This is a genomic window from Pseudomonas sp. NFR02, assembly GCF_900119375.1.
GTDB classification, from domain to species: domain Bacteria; phylum Pseudomonadota; class Gammaproteobacteria; order Pseudomonadales; family Pseudomonadaceae; genus Aquipseudomonas; species Aquipseudomonas paracarnis.
The window spans coordinates 632,800-650,191 of the sequence record NZ_FPJJ01000003.1; the positions used below are offsets into that span (position 1 = coordinate 632,800).

Genomic DNA, 17,392 nt, shown 5'->3' on the forward strand with positions numbered 1-17,392 from the left:
AGGTCTTCATAGATGCCGTTACGGACTCTGGAAACCTGGCCCCACGGCGCAATCATGCTGGACGCGCACCGCACGCGCTTTGCGTTATGGGCGCCAGACGCATTTTATGTCAGCGTTGAATTGGAACAGGGTAAAACCATCGTCATGCTTCCCCAGGCCGGTGGTTGGTTCGAAGTCGAAGTCGCGTGCCCTGCCGGCACGCTTTACCGCTTTAATATCGATGGCGAAAACACGGTGCCCGACCCCGCTTCCAGGGCCCAGGCGCTGGATGTGCATGGGTGGAGCCGAGTAGTCGACCCCCTCGCCTATGAATGGCGCCACAGCCAGTGGCAGGGTCGCCCGTGGCACACGGCGGTGATCTACGAACTCCACGTCGGCGCCATGGGCGGCTACGCTGCCGTCGAGAAACACCTGCCCCGCCTGGCTGAACTAGGCGTCACCGCAGTTGAATTGATGCCTTTGGCGCAATTCCCCGGCGAACGCAATTGGGGCTATGACGGCGTGCTGCCCTATGCGCCCCACGCCACCTACGGCACTCCCGAGCAACTCAAGCAACTGATCGACAGTGCCCACGGCCACGGTTTGGCCGTGATCCTCGATGTGGTCTACAACCACTTCGGCCCCGACGGCAATTACCTGGGCCAGTACGCCCAGGGGTTCTTCCAGGAGGACGTGCACACCCCCTGGGGCGCTGGTATTGATTTCGAGCGCCGTGAAGTGCGGGATTTCTTCCTCGATAACGCCCTGATGTGGCTGCTCGAATACCGCTTCGACGGCCTGCGCCTGGATGCCGTGCACGCCATTGACAACCCCGGGTTTCTACAGGAACTGGCACAACGGGTACGCCAGCAGGTGGACGGCGGACGCCACGTGTGGCTGATGCTGGAAAACGAACTGAACCAGGCCAGCCTGTTGCAGCACGATTTCGACGCCCAATGGAATGACGACTTTCATAATGTGCTGCACGTACTGCTCACCGGTGAAACCGACGCTTACTACAGCGATTTTGCCGAGCAGCCCACCGCCAAGCTGGCGCGCTGCCTGGCCGAGGGGTTCATCTACCAGGGCGAAACGACACGCCATGGTCATGCACGGGGCGAACCCAGTGCGGAACTGCCCCCCAGCGCCTTCGTCGCATTCCTGCAGAACCACGACCAGGTTGGCAACCGCGCTCTGGGCGAACGCCTGCACCAGTTGTGTTCGCCCCAGGCCCTGAAGGCCGCGACCGCCCTGCTGCTGCTGTGCCCCATGATCCCGATGCTGTTCATGGGCGACGAAGTAAATGCCGCCGAGCCCTTCCTGTTTTTTACCGACCATCATGGCGAACTGGCCGAGGCGGTGCGTGAGGGGCGGCGCAATGAATTTGCCGACTTCGCGGCGTTTCACGACCCCGAGCAACGCCAGCGCATCCCCGACCCCAACGCGCTGCAAACCTTTTTACAGTCGGTGCCCTCCTTCGTCGAGAACGACCACACCCAGCTCTACCGTCACCTGCTGAGCCTGCGTCACACACACGTGGTGCCGCACTTGCCCGGCACGGTGGCCCTGGGCGCGCAGGTGCTGGCTGACCATGCCGTCACCGCGCGCTGGCGTCTGGGCAACGGCCGTGTGCTGCAGATCGACCTGAACCTGAGTGAACAGCCCCTGGATCATCCGGCACCCCACCCGATTATTTTCCAAACGCCTGCCCAGCAAGGTGCGCACTTACCGCCCTTGAGCGCACGCGTTTGCTTATCCCCTGTTGGAGATATTCTTTGAGCGAAGCGAACCTGGAAATTCTCGCCAGCCGCGCAGGCCTGGCCGTCGATTGGATCGATGCCAACGGTCGCCCGCAGCATGTAAAGCCTGACGCCCTGCGCGCTGTGCTCAAAGGCCTTGGGCACCCGGCCGACAGCGATGCCGAGATCGACGCCAGCCTGCAGCAACTTGAGCAGGCGCAGCAAGACACCCACCTGCCGCCGTTGATGACCACCGACAGTGGTGCGGGCCTGGACCTGGCGCGTTATTTCGCCCCCGATACCCCGTGTCGCGTCAGCCTGGAAGGCGGCGAAACCCTGGAGCTGCGCCTGGACGGCGAGGCTGTGCTGCCCGGCGTGATCGCCCTGGGCTACCACCAGGTGCATATCGACGGGCAAACCTTCACCCTGGCCGTCGCTCCCAGCCACTGCTACAGCGTGGCCGACGCGGTCGACAGCCAACCCGCTCGCGCCTGGGGCCTCAGCGCCCAACTCTATGCCTTGCGCCGCCTCGGCGATGGCGGTTTTGGCGACACCCTGGCTCTGGAGCACCTGGTGCGTTCCGCCGCCGAGCGCGGCGCCGACGCTGTGGCGATCAGCCCGATGCACGCGATGTTCAGCGCCGACACCGAGCGTTTCAGCCCTTATTCACCCTCCAGCCGCCTGTTTCTCAACAGCCTGTATGCTTCGCCGGCGTGCATCCTCGGTGAACGTGAGGTGCGCAACGCCATCGAAGCTGCCGGGTTGGCTGACGAGTTGCATGCCCTGGAACAGCTCCCGCTGATCGACTGGCCGGCCGCCGCCAAGGCCAAGCAACGCCTGCTGCGCACACTGTATGAAGACTTCCGCCACGGCGCGCATCCCCAGCATGCCGACTTCCAAAGCTTCCGCCAGACCGGCGGCGAAGCCCTGGAAAACCACTGCCGCTTCGAAGCCATACAGGCCCAGCGTGCTGCCGCCGGTGAGGACCTGGACTGGCGCCAATGGCCCGAAGCCTGGCGCACGCCGCAAAGCCCGGCCCTGGCGCAGTTCGCCGAGGAAAACCGCGACGAAATCGGCTATTTCGCCTTCACCCAATGGCTGATCGCCCGTAGCCTTGAGCGCGCGCAACAAGCCGCCCGTGGCAGCGGCATGGGCATCGGCCTGATCGCCGACCTGGCGGTGGGTGCCGATGGCGGCGGTAGCCAGGCCTGGAGCCGTCAAGACGAACTGCTGGCCGACCTGACCGTGGGCGCGCCACCGGACATTCTCAACCGCGCAGGCCAAGGTTGGGGGATCTCTGCCTTTTCCCCAGAGGGCCTCAAGCGCAATGGCTTTCGCGCCTTTATCGAAATGCTGCGGGCCAACTTCGCCCATGCCGGCGGCTTGCGCATCGACCATGTGATGGGCCTGCAACGCCTGTGGGTGATCCCCCTGGGTGCATCACCCCGCGAAGGCGCCTATTTGTATTACCCGGTGGACGACCTGCTGCGTTTGCTCGCCTTGGAATCGCACCGCCACCAGGCCATCGTCCTCGGTGAAGACCTGGGCACCGTGCCTGAGGGCCTGCGCGAAAAGCTCAGCGCCCGCTCGATCCTGGGTATGCGTGTGCTGCTGTTCGAACAGAACCATGACGGCCAGTTCAAGCCCATCCTCGATTGGCCCGACAACGCCTTGGCCACCACCAGTACCCACGACTTGCCGACCCTCAATGGCTGGTGGCACAGCCGCGATATCGAATGGAATATCCAGCTGGGCCTGATCGATGCGCCCACCGTGGACCAATGGAGCGAACACCGCCTGCGCGAACGCCAGGCACTGCGCCAAGCCTTGAGCCAGGACCCGCAGAACTTCATCGATGAGATCCGCAACGACACCGACCATATGATCGACGCCAGCGTGCGCTACCTGGGCCATACCCGCGCGCCCCTGGTGTTGTTGCCCCTGGAAGATGCTTTGGGCATCGAGGAGCAAGCCAACCTGCCGGGCACCCTCGACACCCACCCCAATTGGCGCCGCCGCTTGCCCGGCGAAGCCGCCAGCCTGCTCGACAATGACAGCGCCGCGCGTCGCCTCGAACTGCTGGCCGTGGCGCGCAACCAAGCCTATGAGCGTGACCGATGAACGCACTGCCCCTGCGCGCCACCCAGCGCCTGCAATTTCATAAAGGTTTTACCCTCGATGACGCGGTGCCACTGGTGCCGTACTTTGCCCAACTGGGCATCAGCCACCTGTATGCTTCACCACTGTTAAGCGCCCGCGCAGGCTCCATGCACGGCTACGATGTGGTAGACCCGACCCGCGTCAACCCAGAGCTGGGTGGCGAAGCGGCGTTGCGTCGCCTGGTCAGCGCGCTGCGTGAGCACGACATGGGCTTGATCCTCGATATCGTCTCCAACCATATGGCCGTGGGCGGCGCGGATAACCCTTGGTGGCTCGACCTGCTGGAGTGGGGCCGCCTGAGCCCCTACAGCGAGTTTTTCGACATCCAGTGGCACTCCCCCGACCCGCTGCTCAAGGGCCAGTTGCTGATGCCCTTCCTCGGCAGCGATTACGGCGAAGCCTTGCAAAACGGCACGCTCCCGCTCAAGTTCGATGCCGCCCAGGGGAGTTTCTACGTCGAGCATTACGAACACCGTTTTCCGATTTGCCCCAGGGACTACGGCCTGATCCTGGGCAACGATGAGTTACTCAAACCGCTGGCCGAACGTTTCGCCGCCCTCGCCTATCAGCACAACGCCTACGCCGAAGCCACCACGCTCAAACAAGCCTTGGCCGAACGCGCCAGCGAGCTGCTACCCGCTATTGAACAACGCCTGGCCGCATTCGACAGTCGCCAGCCCGAGGGCTTCGAGCGCCTGCATCACCTGCTGGAACAACAGACCTATCGCCTGGCCAGTTGGCGCACCGCCGCGGACGACATCAACTGGCGGCGCTTCTTCGACGTCAATGAATTGGGCGGCCTGCGGGTCGAGCGCACGGCGGTGTTCGAAGCCACCCATGGCAAGATTTTCGAGCTGATCAGCGCGGGGCTGGTCGACGGGCTGCGCATCGACCATATCGACGGCCTGGCTGACCCGCGTGGCTATTGCCGCAAATTGCGTCGGCGTGTGGACGCGCTGTCACCCGAGCGCCGCTTGCCGATCTTCGTCGAAAAGATCCTTGGCGAAGGCGAAACTTTGCGTGAAGACTGGCAGGTGGACGGCACTACCGGCTACGAGTTCATGAACCAGTTGTCCTTGCTGCAACACCATCCCGAAGGTTTTGCACCGCTGGCCGAGATGTGGACGCGTCACAGCGAACGGCCTTCAGCCTTCAGCGAAGAAGCGCGGCTGGCGCGCCAGCAGATCCTCAATGGTTCGTTGGGCGGCGACTTCGAAAGCGTGGCCCAGGCCCTGCTGCAAGTGGCCCGCGATGACGTGATGACCCGCGACCTGACCCTGGGCGCCATCCGCCGGGCCCTGCAGGAACTGATTGTGCATTTCCCGGTGTACCGCACCTATATCAGCGCCAAGGGCCGCAGTGCGGCCGACGACAAGGTGTTCCAGCAGGCCATGGAGGGTGCACGCAGTACCCTCAACGAAGGCGACTGGCCGGTGCTCGACCATCTGGAACAATGGTTGGGTGGTCAGCCCTGGCGCAATCGCCCGGTAGGCCGCGCGCGCAAGATGCTCAAGCATGCCTGCGTGCGCTTCCAGCAACTGACCTCGCCCGCCGCCGCCAAGGCTGTGGAAGACACCGCCTTCTATCGTTCGGCGGTGTTGTTGTCGCGCAACGATGTGGGTTTCAGTACCGAGCAATTCAGTGCGCCGTTGGCAGATTTCCATGCGGCCAATCAACAACGCCTGAAGACCTTCCCCGGCAACCTGCTGGCCACCGCCACCCACGACCACAAACGCGGCGAAGACACCCGTGCGCGCCTGGCGGTACTCAGCGAGTGCGCCCCCTGGTATGCCGAACAGGTCGAGCACTGGCGCCGCCTGGCCGAGCCTTTGCGCGAGAGCGCCGAGAGCCCCTCGGCGGGTGATGAACTGATTCTTTATCAGGTGCTGCTGGGCAGTTGGCCGCTGGAGCCCAACCCCGATCTGGAGGCGTACCAGCAACGCCTGTGGCAGTGGCAGCAAAAAGCCCTGCGCGAGGCCAAGTTGCAGAGCAGTTGGAGCGCGCCCAACGAGGCTTACGAAAAGGCGGTGGAAGCGTTCCTCAAGCGCCTGCTGCTCAGTGAGGCCGGTGCGCCGCTGCGCAGTGCGTTGGACATCGCTGCGCAGGCCATCGCCCCCGCCGGCGCCCTGAATGGGCTGGCGCAAACCTTGCTTCATCTGACCGTGCCGGGTGTGCCGGATATTTACCAGGGCGATGAGTTCTGGGACTTCAGCCTGGTCGACCCGGACAACCGGCGCCCGGTGGACTTCGCTGCGCGGCAACGTGCATTGCAGGCACCACCGGACATCGGCGAACTGTTGTTCAACTGGCGCGACGGGCGTATCAAACAGGCAGTGATCGCCCAGGTACTGGGCCTGCGTAAAGCCTGCCCCGAGCTGCTGCGCCATGGCAGCTATACACCGCTGGAAGTGCTGGGCCAGCACGCGGAACGGGTGGTTGCGTTCTACCGTGAACATCAGGGCAGGCAGTTGCTGGTGGTGGCGCCGCGCTGGTCTTATCCGCTGCTTGAAAACGGGATGTTTCCCCAGATCAATGCGCAGGTTTGGGGCGATACGCGGGTGAAATTACCGTTCGCCGCCCCTGCACAAAACTGGAAGGGACTTTTTCAAACGGGCGTAGTCACACCCAACAAGGAGCTGTTGATCAGCGCTGCCCTGGGGGATCTCCCGGTCAATGTCTTTATCAATCCTGATAATCAAGAAAGCTGAAAATTTTCTGTGAGGAGTTTGTGATGAGTAAAGAAGACAAACGCATTCGCGAACTGGCGCATCAGATCTGGGAGTCTGAAGGCAAGCCTGATGGCGCCCATGATCGCCACTGGGAGATGGCGCGCAAGCTGGCGGAAGCCGAGGCGCTGACGCCGAGCAAGCCTAAACCGGCCGCCAAGCCGAAAACCGCGCCCAAGGCTGCGGCAAAGCCCAAACCTGCTGCGCCTGCCGCCGCCAAACCTGCGGCGAAGAAACCCGCCGCCCCGAAGAAGCCCAAACCGCCCGCCCCATGATTTCTCGGGCCTGCAGCACGCATTGCGCGCTGCTGGCCCTTTTCCGTCCAAGCCATGCGCTGAAGCACCGTCAGTACGGCGGCGTTCGGCCCGAAAAAAGACCCCTTGCAGGAGCAACTCGATGAGCAAACCCGACAACACCACAGCGACGCCGGTTCATGAGCCGTCGCGGATCCGTGAAGGTTTGCCCTTCCCCCTCGGCGCCACCTGGGATGGCCTGGGTGTGAATTTTGCGCTGTTTTCCGCCAACGCCACCAAGGTGGAGCTGTGCCTGTTTGACGATACCGGCGAGGTTGAGCTGGAACGCATCGAACTGCCCGAATACACCGACGAAATCTTTCATGGCTACCTGCCCGATGCTCACCCCGGGCTGATTTACGGTTATCGCGTATACGGCCCCTATGACCCGGCCAATGGTCATCGCTTCAACCACAACAAGCTGTTGATCGACCCCTACGCCAAGCAACTGGTGGGCGAACTCAAATGGTCCGAAGCGCTGTTTGGCTACACCATCGGCCACCCGGACGACGACCTCAGTTTCGATGAACGCGACAGTGCGCCCTTCGTGCCCAAGTGCAAGGTCATCGACCCGGCGCACACCTGGGGCAACGACCAACCGGTACGAGTGCCGTGGGACCGCACGATCATCTACGAAACCCACCTGCGCGGCATCAGCATGCGTCATCCTTCGGTCGGCGAGTCGGTGCGGGGGACCTGCGCCGGTTTGATGGAAGATGACGTGCTCAAGCATATCCGTCAGTTGGGCATTTCCTCGGTCGAGCTGTTGCCCGTGCACGCCTTCGTCAACGACCAGCATCTGCTGGAAAAAGGCATGACCAACTATTGGGGCTATAACAGCATTGCGTTCTTCGCCCCTGACCCGCGCTACCTGGCCAGCGGCAAGATCGCCGAGTTCAAGGAGATGGTCGCGCACCTGCATGAGCAGAAGCTGGAAGTGATTCTGGACGTGGTTTACAACCACACCGCCGAAGGCAACGAGCGCGGCCCGACCCTGTCGATGCGCGGCATCGACAACGCCTCCTACTACCGGCTGATGCCCGACGACAAGCGTTTCTACATCAACGATTCCGGCACCGGCAATACCCTGGATCTGAGCCACCCCTGCGTGCTGCAAATGGTCACCGACTCCCTGCGCTACTGGGCCACCGAGATGCACGTGGACGGCTTCCGCTTCGACCTGGCGACCATCCTCGGTCGCTACCGCGACGGGTTCGATGAGCGCCACAGTTTCCTCGTGGCTTGCCGCCAGGACCCGGTGCTGCGCCAGTTGAAACTCATCGCCGAACCCTGGGACTGCGGCCCCGGTGGCTACCAGGTGGGCAACTTCCCACCAGGCTGGGTGGAATGGAACGACCGCTTCCGCGACACCGTGCGTGCGTTCTGGAAAGGCGACGATGGCCAACTCGCCGATTTCGCCGGGCGCATGACCGCCTCGGGCGAGATGTTCAACCACCGCGGGCGCAGGCCGTACAGCTCGGTGAACTTCATCACCGCCCACGACGGCTTCACCCTGCACGACCTTGTGTCGTACAACGACAAACACAATGAGGCCAACGACGAGAACAACCAGGACGGCAGCAATAACAACCTGTCCTGGAACCACGGTGTCGAAGGCCCTACCGACGACCCGGAGATCAACGCGCTGCGCCTGCGCCAGATGCGCAACTTCTTCGCCACTTTGCTGCTCGCCCAAGGCACGCCAATGATCGTCGCCGGGGACGAGTTCGCTCGCACTCAACACGGCAACAACAATGCCTATTGCCAGGACAGCGAGATCGGCTGGGTCAACTGGGACCTGGACGATGACGGCAAGGCCCTGCTCAAGTTCGTCAAGCGCCTGATCAAGCTGCGCCTGGCGTACCCGATCCTGCGGCGCGGGCGTTTCCTGGTGGGCGACTACAACGAAGACATCGGCGTGAAGGACGTCACCTGGCTCGCGCCGGATGGCAACGAAATGACCACCGAGCAATGGGAAGACAGCCAGGGCCGCTGCCTGGGCATGCTGATGGATGGCCGCGCCCAGGAAACCGGGATTCGTCGTGCCGGGGCCGACGCCACGCTGCTGCTGGTGGTCAACGCCCATCACGATCAGGTCAATTTCCGCCTGCCGCCGGTGCCGGAGGGCGAGTTCTGGACATGCCTGCTCGACACCAACGACCCGGCTGTGCGTGGCCAGGAACGCTTTGATTTCGAGCATGAGTACGCGGTCACCGCTCGCTCGCTGCTGCTGTTTGAACTGCAGCACGAAGGCGAGGTGTGAAATGGCGTTGCACGGTTTCCTTCAGGGCTACCGAGGCTATGCCGACACGCAAGCCCTGGGTAATGCCCTGAGGGCCCTTCAAGAAGAAGGCCTTGATCAACTGCCGTTGCCGGGCAGCGGCCAGACCGTGTCCCGCTTGAGCCAACTGGCCCAGGTGGCCGGGCATGACTTGCGCCTGTGCAAGTTGTTCGAAGGCCATACCGATGCCCTGGCGATCATTGCAGAACTCGACAGCCCCTTGCCGCCGCTGGGCAGCACCTGGGGCATGTGGGCGGCCGAGCCGCCGACTGCCAAGGTGCGTGTGCGTCGCGACGGCCAGCGGCTGCTCGTCGAGGGGCGCAAGGCCTGGTGTTCCGGTGCGGCGGTGGTCAGCCATGGTTTGCTGACGGCCTGGGACGAAGAGGACCGCCAGCAATTGGTGGCCGTGGCGATGGATCAACCGGGCATCACGGTGACGGATGAGGGTTGGAAGGCGGTGGGCATGGCGGCGACCGGTAGTGTCGACATCCTGTTCAGTGCCGCCAGGGGGATTGCCGTGGGTGGCCCGGGCGACTATCTGTCCCGCCCGGGCTTCTGGCACGGCGGCATCGGCATCGCCGCGTGCTGGTACGGCGCGGCGCAACGCCTGGGTGAAGTGCTGCGCGCCCAATGTGCCACGCGTGCGGAGCCCCATGCACTGGCCCACCTCGGCGCGGTCGACAGCGCCTTGAACAGCGCCGCCTGCGTGTTACGCGCCAGCGCCGCGCAGATCGACCGCGAGCCACGCGCCGATGCGCGACAACTGGCGCAACAGACGCGTGCGTGTATCGAGGACACCGTCGAGCAAGTGATCCAGCATGTGGGCCGTGGGGTCGGCGCCGGGCCGTATTGCAAGGACCCGCACTTTGCCCAGTTGATGGCGGATTTGCCGGTGTATATGCGGCAAAGCCATGCCGAACGCGACTTGGCCGCCCTCGGCGAACAGGTCGCCGGCGAGCCCACAGGGAGTTGGGCGCTATGAAGCCCAATCCGATTGTTGGCCAGGGCACACCGCTGAGCCACTGGCAAAACAGCGCACGATTGGCCGAGTTGCCGCACATCAGTGTGGCGCAGTTGGTGCCGCCAGGGCATCGAGCGGTGATCGTCGCCCCGCATCCGGATGACGAGGTGCTGGGCAGTGGTGGCCTGCTGCAAGGGCTGGCTGCGCTGGATCGCCCTATCCAGTTGATCTCCGTCACCGATGGCAGCGCCAGCCACCCGGGCTCCCGGCGCTGGCCGGTGGAGCGTCTGAGTGTGGTGCGTCCGCAGGAATCGGCGCAGGCCTTGCACCGCCTTGGCTTGCCGCTGCACAGTTTGAAATGGCTGCGCGGCGGGTTTACCGACAGCCATGTGGCCGAGCGCGAAACCCAGCTCTGCGAATTTATCCAGCGCCACCTCAAGCCTAACGATGTGGTGTTCGCCACGTGGTGCGAGGATGGGCATTGCGACCATGAGGCCGTGGGCCGCGCCAGTGCCAAGGCAACCAAGGCCGTCGGCGCAGTGTTGTGTGAGCTACCGGTGTGGACCTGGCACTGGGCCACCGCCGAAGACCACAAGGTGCCCTGGCATCGGGCGCGCAAGATCCCGCTGACCGCCGAGCAAGTGGCACGCAAACGCCATGCGATCCACGCCTTCGCCAGCCAGTTGGAGGGCGACCCGCAAATCGGCCTGCCTCCGGTGCTGGCGCCCTATGTGGTGGAGCGCTTGCTGCAGCCTTTTGAGATGGTGTTCGTATGAGTGTGGCAACCCCCTACTTCGACCAGTTGTTTGCGGGTAATGACGACCCTTGGGCTTTTCGTCAGCGCTGGTACGAACAACGCAAGCGCGCCCTGACCTTGGCCATGCTGACGCGGCCGCGCTATGCGTCGATATTCGAGCCGGGTTGTGCCAACGGTGAACTGAGTGCCGAGCTGGCGCCGCGTTGCGACCGCCTGCTGTGTTGCGACACCGCCACCGCTGCGGTGCGTCTGGCACAGGCGCGGCTGGAGCATTTTCCTCATGCCCGCGTGGAGCAGCGTCGCCTGCCAGAACAATGGCCCGGCGGGCAATTCGAACTGATCGTATTGAGTGAGCTTTGTTATTACCTTGATGTCGATGATTTTAATCGTCTGATCGATTGCGCCCTCGCCGCCTTGACCGCTGACGGGCAAATTCTGGCCTGTCATTGGCGAGTGCCCATTGACGGTTGCCCGCAAACCGCCGAACAGGTGCACGCCGTGCTCCAACAGCGTCTGGGTGTAGCACCGTTGGTGCAGTACCAGGACCCGGATTTCCTGCTCGACCTGTGGAGCCTCGATGGCACCTCGGTCGCTCGCCACGAGGGTTTACGATGATCGGTATTCTGATCCCGGCACATAACGAAGAAGCCCTATTGGATGATTGCCTGAGAGCTGCGCGGATCGCCGCCGACCACCCGGGCTTGCTGGGTGAAGCGGTACAGATTCTAGTAGTACTCGACAGTTGCAGCGATGCCAGCGCGGCGATTGCCCAGGCCCACGAGGTGCATTGCCTGCACGTGCAGGCGCGCAACGTCGGGCACGCCCGCGGCGTGGGTGCAGGGTACTTGCTGGAGCAAGGCGCGCGGTGGATTTCCTGCACCGACGCCGACAGCCGTGTCGCCCCTGACTGGTTGGTGGCCCAACTGGCCCAAGACTGTGACGCGGTGTGCGGCACAGTCACCGTAGACGCCTGGAGCGAAGGCTTCGACCCGGCTGCGCAGATCCGCTATCAGCAGGCCTACCAGGCCCGCGACGGGCATCGGCATATCCACGGTGCCAACCTGGGCGTGAGTGCCCGCGCCTATGTAGAGGCCGGAGGATTTGAACCGCTGGAATGCCACGAAGATGTACAGCTGGTGCGTGATCTGGAGCGTTGCGGCGCCTCCATCGCCTGGAGCCATGCACCGCAAGTGGTGACCAGTGCCCGCCTGGATTGCCGGGCTGAGGGTGGGTTTGGGGACTATTTGAAGAGCTTGATGCAGGCTGGGTGAAAACGAAAAAGCGTTTAACAGCAGGGGGCTGGGGCGCCGTCATCGCAGGCAAGCCAGCTCCCACAGGGTTGTGTGCCAGGCGCTAATTTTTTGGGCAACCCATGACCTATGTGGGAGCTGGCTTGCCTGCGAAGATGTCGGCCCAGCCAACATTGATGGTGACTGACCGACCGCTTTCGCGAGCAAGCCCGCTCCCACAGTTGGATCGTGGGGCGGCAGGCTAATCGTCGACGGTTATGCGGCATCGCATCCAAAGTTGTGCGGACACCCATGCCTGTCTATGCTCCTAACGCCTCGCACAGCACTCACCCCAGCGGAGCCTGGGGTGAAGACAAGAGCGTCGTCCCGTCAACGGGGTACGACCCGGTATCAACCGACAAGGATGTGACACCCATGAAGCCTGCCTCCTTAAGCGAAGGCCGTCGCGGCCCCGCGCAAATCTGGAACAGTGCGCCGCAGTTGGCGCAAATCCCCATCATCTCCCTGAACACCCTGGTACCGCGCGGCGCTCGCGTGGTGGTGATCGCCCCGCACCCGGGCGATGAAGTGCTGGCGTGCGGCGGTTTGCTGCAACTGCTCAGCACCCAGGAGCATCCCCTGCAACTGATCTCCATCACCGACGGCAGCGCCAGCCATCCCGGCTCTCAAGTATGGCCGGCCAGCCGTTTGAGCGTGGTGCGCCCCCAGGAAAGCGCCGAGGCCCTGCGCCGACTGGGCATGCCCTTGCACAGCCTGAAATGGATTCGTGGCGGGTTTTGTGACGACGCCCTGGCCGCCCGTGAATCGCCGATGAGCCAATTCATCGCGCGCTACCTGCAACCCGGCGACGTGGTGTTTACCACCTGGCGCAACGACGGCAATGACGACCACGATGCCGTCGGCCGCGCGAGTGCCAGGGCGTGCAGCCTAGTAGGTGCCCAACTGTATGAACTGCCGATCTGGGCTTGGCATTGGCCGGCCCGGGAAAGCGCGGTAATGCCCTGGCAGCGTGCACGCAAGGTCCGCCTGGATACCTGGACCGTCGCGCGCAAGCTGCACGCCGCCCACGCCTACGCCAGCCAATTGGTGGGTGACCCGCAGATCGGCTTACCACCGATGCTCGCGCAGATATTGCTAGAGCGCATGCGCGAGCCCTACGAAATCCTGTTCACCTGACCGCCACCCTGTAGGAGCGAGCTTGCTCGCGAAAAACCTCAACGATAACGCGGGCTTACTGAATTAACGCGGCGCTTGCGCGTCTTTCGCGAGCAATCGCGCTCCTACAAACGTTGGGCTTTTCCCTACAGACTCAATCTGCCAAACTGATGCGAATAATTATCAACAGATTTACTATTCGCCACGGAAGGCACTTGGGGAGCCCTACTTTCATGTTTGTGCAACAACACGGCGGCAACGTTTTTACACCCAGTCTGATGGCAATCACTATCGCTTTAGCAACCTCCAATGCGGCCATTGCCGCCGACGCACCGGCCACCATCGAGCTGGGCGCTACCGAGGTTTCGGGCCAACAGCTTGGCGCAACCACCGAAGGCAGCGAGTCGTACACCACCGGCTCGATGAAGACCGCAACCAAACTGCCGCTGACCCTGCGCGAAACCCCGCAGGCCGTCACCGTGATCACGCGCCAGCGCATGGATGACCAGGCCATGACCAGCATCAACGACGTGGTCAACGCCACGCCGGGGCTGTTCCTCAATTACTCCAACGGCCCTGGGCGACAAGGCTTTACCGCACGCGGTTTCGATATCGACAACCTCATGTATGACGGTATTCCCAGCGGCTACAACGGTGCGTCGGTAGGCGCCCAGCCGAACCTGGCGATGTTCGACCGCGTCGAAGTGGTGCGCGGCGCTACCGGCCTGGTGACCGGCGCAGGCAACCCTTCGGCCGCCATCAACCTGATCCGCAAGCGGCCACTGGATAAGCAGAAAGTCACGCTCACCGGCGCCGTCGGCAGCTGGGACGACTACCGTGGCGAGTTCGACGCCTCCAGCCCACTCAATGACAGTGGCACCTGGCGTGGCCGTGTCGTCACCTCTTACCGCGATGCCAACAGTTTTATCGACAAGGCCGAGCAGGATCATGGCCTTTTCTATGCCGTCACCGAAGCCGACCTGAGCGAAGACACCACCCTGACCCTCGGTTACTCGAACCAGAAAGACAAGACCAACTACTTCTGGGGCGCGTCGATGGTCGGCCTGGATGGCCGCCACCTGGACCTGTCGCGCTCCTATAACCCAGGCACCGACTGGGAAAACAAGGACCAGGAAATCAACACCGTGTTCGCCGAGCTGCGCCAGCGCCTGGCCAACGACTGGAGCCTGCAGGTCAACGCCAACTATGCCGAACAGAACGCCTTGTTCTCGGGCTCCTACCAATCGCGCTGGACCGCCAACACCCTGGCCCGCACCGTGTACCAGGCCAGCTACGATGAAAACCAGGCCGGGCTCGACGCCTTTGCCAGCGGCCCGTTCGAGGCGTTCGGCCGCACCCATGAACTGGTGGTGGGCGCCAGCAAGCGCATCTACGACATGACCACCCACAACTACAGCCCGTACGACCTCAACTGGCCGATCAATGCGGGCAAACCGAACTTCACCCGCACCAACAACGTTCGCGAAGTCACCACCCAGGACGGTTTCTACCTGACCAGCCGCCTGAGCCTGGCCGACCCGCTGAAGCTGATCCTCGGCGCTCGCCTGGACTGGTACGACTACGACAACCGTGATGCCGCTGGCGACTACAAGGTCACCCGCAACCTCACCCGCTACGCCGGCCTGATCTACGATCTGGACGACCAGCATTCGGTTTATGTGAGTTACAGCGACATCTTCACGCCGCAAAAAGACAAGAGCACAGCCGGCACTCCGCTCAAACCCATCGTCGGTAAAAATTATGAGGTGGGCGTCAAAGGCGAATACTTCGGTGGCACGTTGAATGCCAGCGTAGCGCTGTTCCGTGTCGACCAGGAAAACCGCGCCGTGGCCGTGGTGGTGCCCAACTGCCCGCAGGCGTCCTGTGCCGAGGCCTCGGGCGAAATCCGCAGCCAGGGTATCGACTTCGAACTGCAAGGCGCCTTGACCGAAAACTGGCAGGTCGGCGGCGGCTATACCTATGCGCGCACCCACACCATCAAGGACGACGCCAACCCGCAGAAGGTCAACAAGCAGTTCGATACCGACATCCCGGAACATCTGTTCAAAGTGACCACCCGCTATAACTTCCAGGGCCCGCTGGAAAAACTCCGCGTCGGCGGCAATATCTCCTGGCAGAGCCGCATGTACAACGACATCAAGCTAGCGGATGGCAGCAACTACCGGCTCCAGCAAGGCGGCTACGCCGTCACTGACTTGATGGCAGGCTACCGGGTCAATCAGCACCTGGATTTGCAACTCAACGCCAACAACATCTTTGATCGCCACTACTACCAGTCCATCTCCAACTCAGTGACTTATGGCGGCGACTCCTATGGCAGCCCCCGCAACATGATGTTGACTGCCAAGTACAGTTTCTGAGCCTCATGCCCACCTCGGCTGCCCGCTCGGGCAGCCGTTCTTAAAGTCCCGCGCCCGCGTGCCGATAACGCGTGGGTAACCGGCAACAATCCTGAACATCTGCTTCACTCCACAGCGGCGCGCCTGTATGGCACACCGCGTGCTTGCTTGACCTCGACGCCCCCTCTCATGGAGTAAGAGTGAATGCCCGTCCGTTTTCTCGAGCACTATCGCAAGGCCGACCGCATCATGCTGGCATTGATCTGGCTGATGTGCCTGTTCTCCCTCGGCCTGGCGTTCTGGCACGACACCCTCATGCAGGCCGTGATCGTCGGTGGCGGCACCGGCGTGGTGCTCACGGCGCTGTATCGCGTCATTGGCGGCACCCGGGTGATGCGCTGTGCACTGGGCGCCGGCTTGATGGTGATGGCGGCGTTGCACATCAACCAGGCACACGGGGTGATCGAATCCCACTTCGGTATTTTCGCGCTGTTGGCGGTGCTGACCTTCTACCGTGACTGGCTGCCGATCCTGGTGGCGGCACTGACCATCGCGGTGCATCACGTGGTGTTCCATGCCTTGCAACACCAGGGCTTGCCGGTGTTTGTGATGGAGCATCACGGCGGCTGGACCATGGTATTCGTTCACGCCTTCTATGTGGCGATGGAGACCGTTGCCCTGCTCTACCTGGCCGTTCATAGCCAGGCCGAAGCGGTGGAGAGCCAGGAAATGCTTGAGAAAATGCTCGCCGTTACCTCGCAGTTCACCGTGGAAACCGCCCAAGGTGAAGGCAAGGCCCACGTATCCCTCGCCAAGCGTTTCGACCACTTCCTGCAGCAACTCACCCACCTGATCGACGGCGTCGCTCGCGACTCCCATGGCCTGGGCCAGCTCGGCCAGGAACTGGCCAGCGCCAGCGGCACCCTGGAAAAAGGCGCACGGCATCAACTGGCGCAGATCGGCGAAATGACCGGTTCGATGCAGCGCATGGAAGACGCCATGGGCCACATTACGGTGCAGGTCGAACAGGCAGTGGAACATGCAGGCCAGGCCAGCCAGCAGATTGTGCGCGGCCAGGAAAGCGTCGGCCGCGCCCAGCATGAAATCAGCCAACTGGCTTCGCGTATCAACGGCACGGAGTCGACCGTGGAATCCCTGGCGGTGCAGGCAGAGCAAATCGGCTCGGTGCTGGAAGTGATCAGCAGCATCGCCAACCAGACCAACCTGCTGGCCCTCAACGCCGCCATTGAGGCCGCCCGCGCCGGCGAGCAAGGCCGTGGTTTTGCCGTGGTGGCCGATGAAGTGCGCAGCCTGGCCCAGCGCACCGCCCTCTCCACCCAGGAAATCAAGAGCATCATCGAGGGCCTGCAACACGGCAGCCGCCAAGCCGTCGAAGCCATGCACGCCAGCCGCGAAGGCGTAGAGCGCTGCGTGGCAGACAGCCAAGAGGCGGTGGACATGCTACGGGCGGTGGGCGAGGACATCGCGCACATCGACCAACTCAACGGCCACATCGTCACCACCACCCGCGAGCAGACCTCGGCCAACCTGGAGATCGTCGAGCGCTTGCAGTCGGTGCAAAGCATCGCCCAGAACACCGCCGACGACGTCGAGACACTCGCCCGCAGCAGCGAACGCCTGCCACCGATCGCGGTGCGGCTGGATGCGTTGGGGCGCAGGTTTCATCCTTGAACCCAATCCGAAACACGGCGAGTCAAAGAGAATAGGTGG

The 17,392-nt window shown here is 63.1% G+C and carries 12 protein-coding genes; all 12 read left to right on the top strand.

Features of this window, described 5'->3' with window-relative positions; genetic code table 11:
• Positions 1-12: 12 nt before the first annotated feature.
• The 12 genes from treZ to BT199_RS27685 all read left to right on the top strand — a co-directional run bounded on the left by treZ (position 13) and on the right by BT199_RS27685 (position 17,353).
• Positions 13-1,758 carry a malto-oligosyltrehalose trehalohydrolase gene (gene treZ / locus BT199_RS13100; protein ID WP_072434631.1) on the top strand — a complete coding sequence of 582 codons (1,746 nt, stop codon included), beginning with the start codon at positions 13-15 and terminating at the stop codon, positions 1,756-1,758.
• Positions 1,755-3,839 (top strand): 4-alpha-glucanotransferase, encoded by a 2,085-nt coding sequence (gene malQ, locus BT199_RS13105; RefSeq protein WP_014718608.1) that lies wholly within the window; start codon positions 1,755-1,757, stop codon positions 3,837-3,839. The genes treZ and malQ overlap by 4 nt, the downstream gene beginning before the upstream one ends.
• Positions 3,836-6,586, top strand: a complete 2,751-nt coding sequence (locus BT199_RS13110; RefSeq protein WP_072434632.1) for a malto-oligosyltrehalose synthase — start codon at positions 3,836-3,838, stop codon at positions 6,584-6,586. The genes malQ and BT199_RS13110 overlap by 4 nt, the downstream gene beginning before the upstream one ends.
• A gap of 23 nt (positions 6,587-6,609) precedes the next feature.
• Positions 6,610-6,879 (top strand): DUF2934 domain-containing protein, encoded by a 270-nt coding sequence (locus BT199_RS13115; RefSeq protein ID WP_003191595.1) that lies wholly within the window; start codon positions 6,610-6,612, stop codon positions 6,877-6,879.
• Positions 6,880-7,000: 121 nt separating this feature from the next.
• Complete coding sequence (glgX, locus tag BT199_RS13120) at positions 7,001-9,160, top strand: glycogen debranching protein GlgX (RefSeq protein WP_014718610.1); 2,160 nt, start codon at positions 7,001-7,003, stop codon at positions 9,158-9,160.
• Position 9,161: 1 nt separating this feature from the next.
• Positions 9,162-10,160, top strand: coding sequence for an acyl-CoA dehydrogenase family protein (locus BT199_RS13125; RefSeq protein WP_072434633.1), 999 nt, complete (start codon positions 9,162-9,164; stop codon positions 10,158-10,160).
• Positions 10,157-10,915 (top strand): PIG-L deacetylase family protein, encoded by a 759-nt coding sequence (locus tag BT199_RS13130; RefSeq protein WP_072434634.1) that lies wholly within the window; start codon positions 10,157-10,159, stop codon positions 10,913-10,915. The genes BT199_RS13125 and BT199_RS13130 overlap by 4 nt, the downstream gene beginning before the upstream one ends.
• Positions 10,912-11,511: an SAM-dependent methyltransferase gene (locus BT199_RS13135; RefSeq protein WP_072434635.1), complete on the top strand. Its 600-nt coding sequence runs from the start codon at positions 10,912-10,914 to the stop codon at positions 11,509-11,511. The genes BT199_RS13130 and BT199_RS13135 overlap by 4 nt, the downstream gene beginning before the upstream one ends.
• Positions 11,508-12,167: a glycosyltransferase family 2 protein gene (locus BT199_RS13140; protein WP_072434636.1), complete on the top strand. Its 660-nt coding sequence runs from the start codon at positions 11,508-11,510 to the stop codon at positions 12,165-12,167. The genes BT199_RS13135 and BT199_RS13140 overlap by 4 nt, the downstream gene beginning before the upstream one ends.
• A 393-nt stretch (positions 12,168-12,560) precedes the next feature.
• A complete protein-coding gene (locus tag BT199_RS13145) occupies positions 12,561-13,322 on the top strand; it encodes a PIG-L deacetylase family protein (protein WP_072434637.1) in 762 nt (253 codons plus the stop codon).
• Positions 13,323-13,534: 212 nt separating this feature from the next.
• Complete coding sequence (locus tag BT199_RS13150) at positions 13,535-15,682, top strand: TonB-dependent siderophore receptor (protein WP_072434638.1); 2,148 nt, start codon at positions 13,535-13,537, stop codon at positions 15,680-15,682.
• A gap of 978 nt (positions 15,683-16,660) precedes the next feature.
• A complete protein-coding gene (locus BT199_RS27685) occupies positions 16,661-17,353 on the top strand; it encodes a methyl-accepting chemotaxis protein (protein WP_256204046.1) in 693 nt (230 codons plus the stop codon).
• Positions 17,354-17,392 lie beyond the last annotated feature (39 nt).

Excerpts from the sequence above, each read along its gene's own strand:
- treZ (WP_072434631.1), top strand. The coding sequence starts at position 13 with ATGCCGTTACGGACTCTGGAAACCTGGCCCCACGGCGCAATCATGCTG.
- BT199_RS13110 (WP_072434632.1), top strand. The coding sequence starts at position 3,836 with ATGAACGCACTGCCCCTGCGCGCCACCCAGCGCCTGCAATTTCATAAA.
- BT199_RS13115 (WP_003191595.1), top strand. The coding sequence starts at position 6,610 with ATGAGTAAAGAAGACAAACGCATTCGCGAACTGGCGCATCAGATCTGG.
- glgX (WP_014718610.1), top strand. The coding sequence starts at position 7,001 with ATGAGCAAACCCGACAACACCACAGCGACGCCGGTTCATGAGCCGTCG.
- BT199_RS13125 (WP_072434633.1), top strand. The coding sequence starts at position 9,162 with ATGGCGTTGCACGGTTTCCTTCAGGGCTACCGAGGCTATGCCGACACG.
- BT199_RS13130 (WP_072434634.1), top strand. The coding sequence starts at position 10,157 with ATGAAGCCCAATCCGATTGTTGGCCAGGGCACACCGCTGAGCCACTGG.
- BT199_RS13135 (WP_072434635.1), top strand. The coding sequence starts at position 10,912 with ATGAGTGTGGCAACCCCCTACTTCGACCAGTTGTTTGCGGGTAATGAC.
- BT199_RS13140 (WP_072434636.1), top strand. The coding sequence starts at position 11,508 with ATGATCGGTATTCTGATCCCGGCACATAACGAAGAAGCCCTATTGGAT.
- BT199_RS13145 (WP_072434637.1), top strand. The coding sequence starts at position 12,561 with ATGAAGCCTGCCTCCTTAAGCGAAGGCCGTCGCGGCCCCGCGCAAATC.
- BT199_RS13150 (WP_072434638.1), top strand. The coding sequence starts at position 13,535 with ATGTTTGTGCAACAACACGGCGGCAACGTTTTTACACCCAGTCTGATG.
- BT199_RS27685 (WP_256204046.1), top strand. The coding sequence starts at position 16,661 with ATGGGCCACATTACGGTGCAGGTCGAACAGGCAGTGGAACATGCAGGC.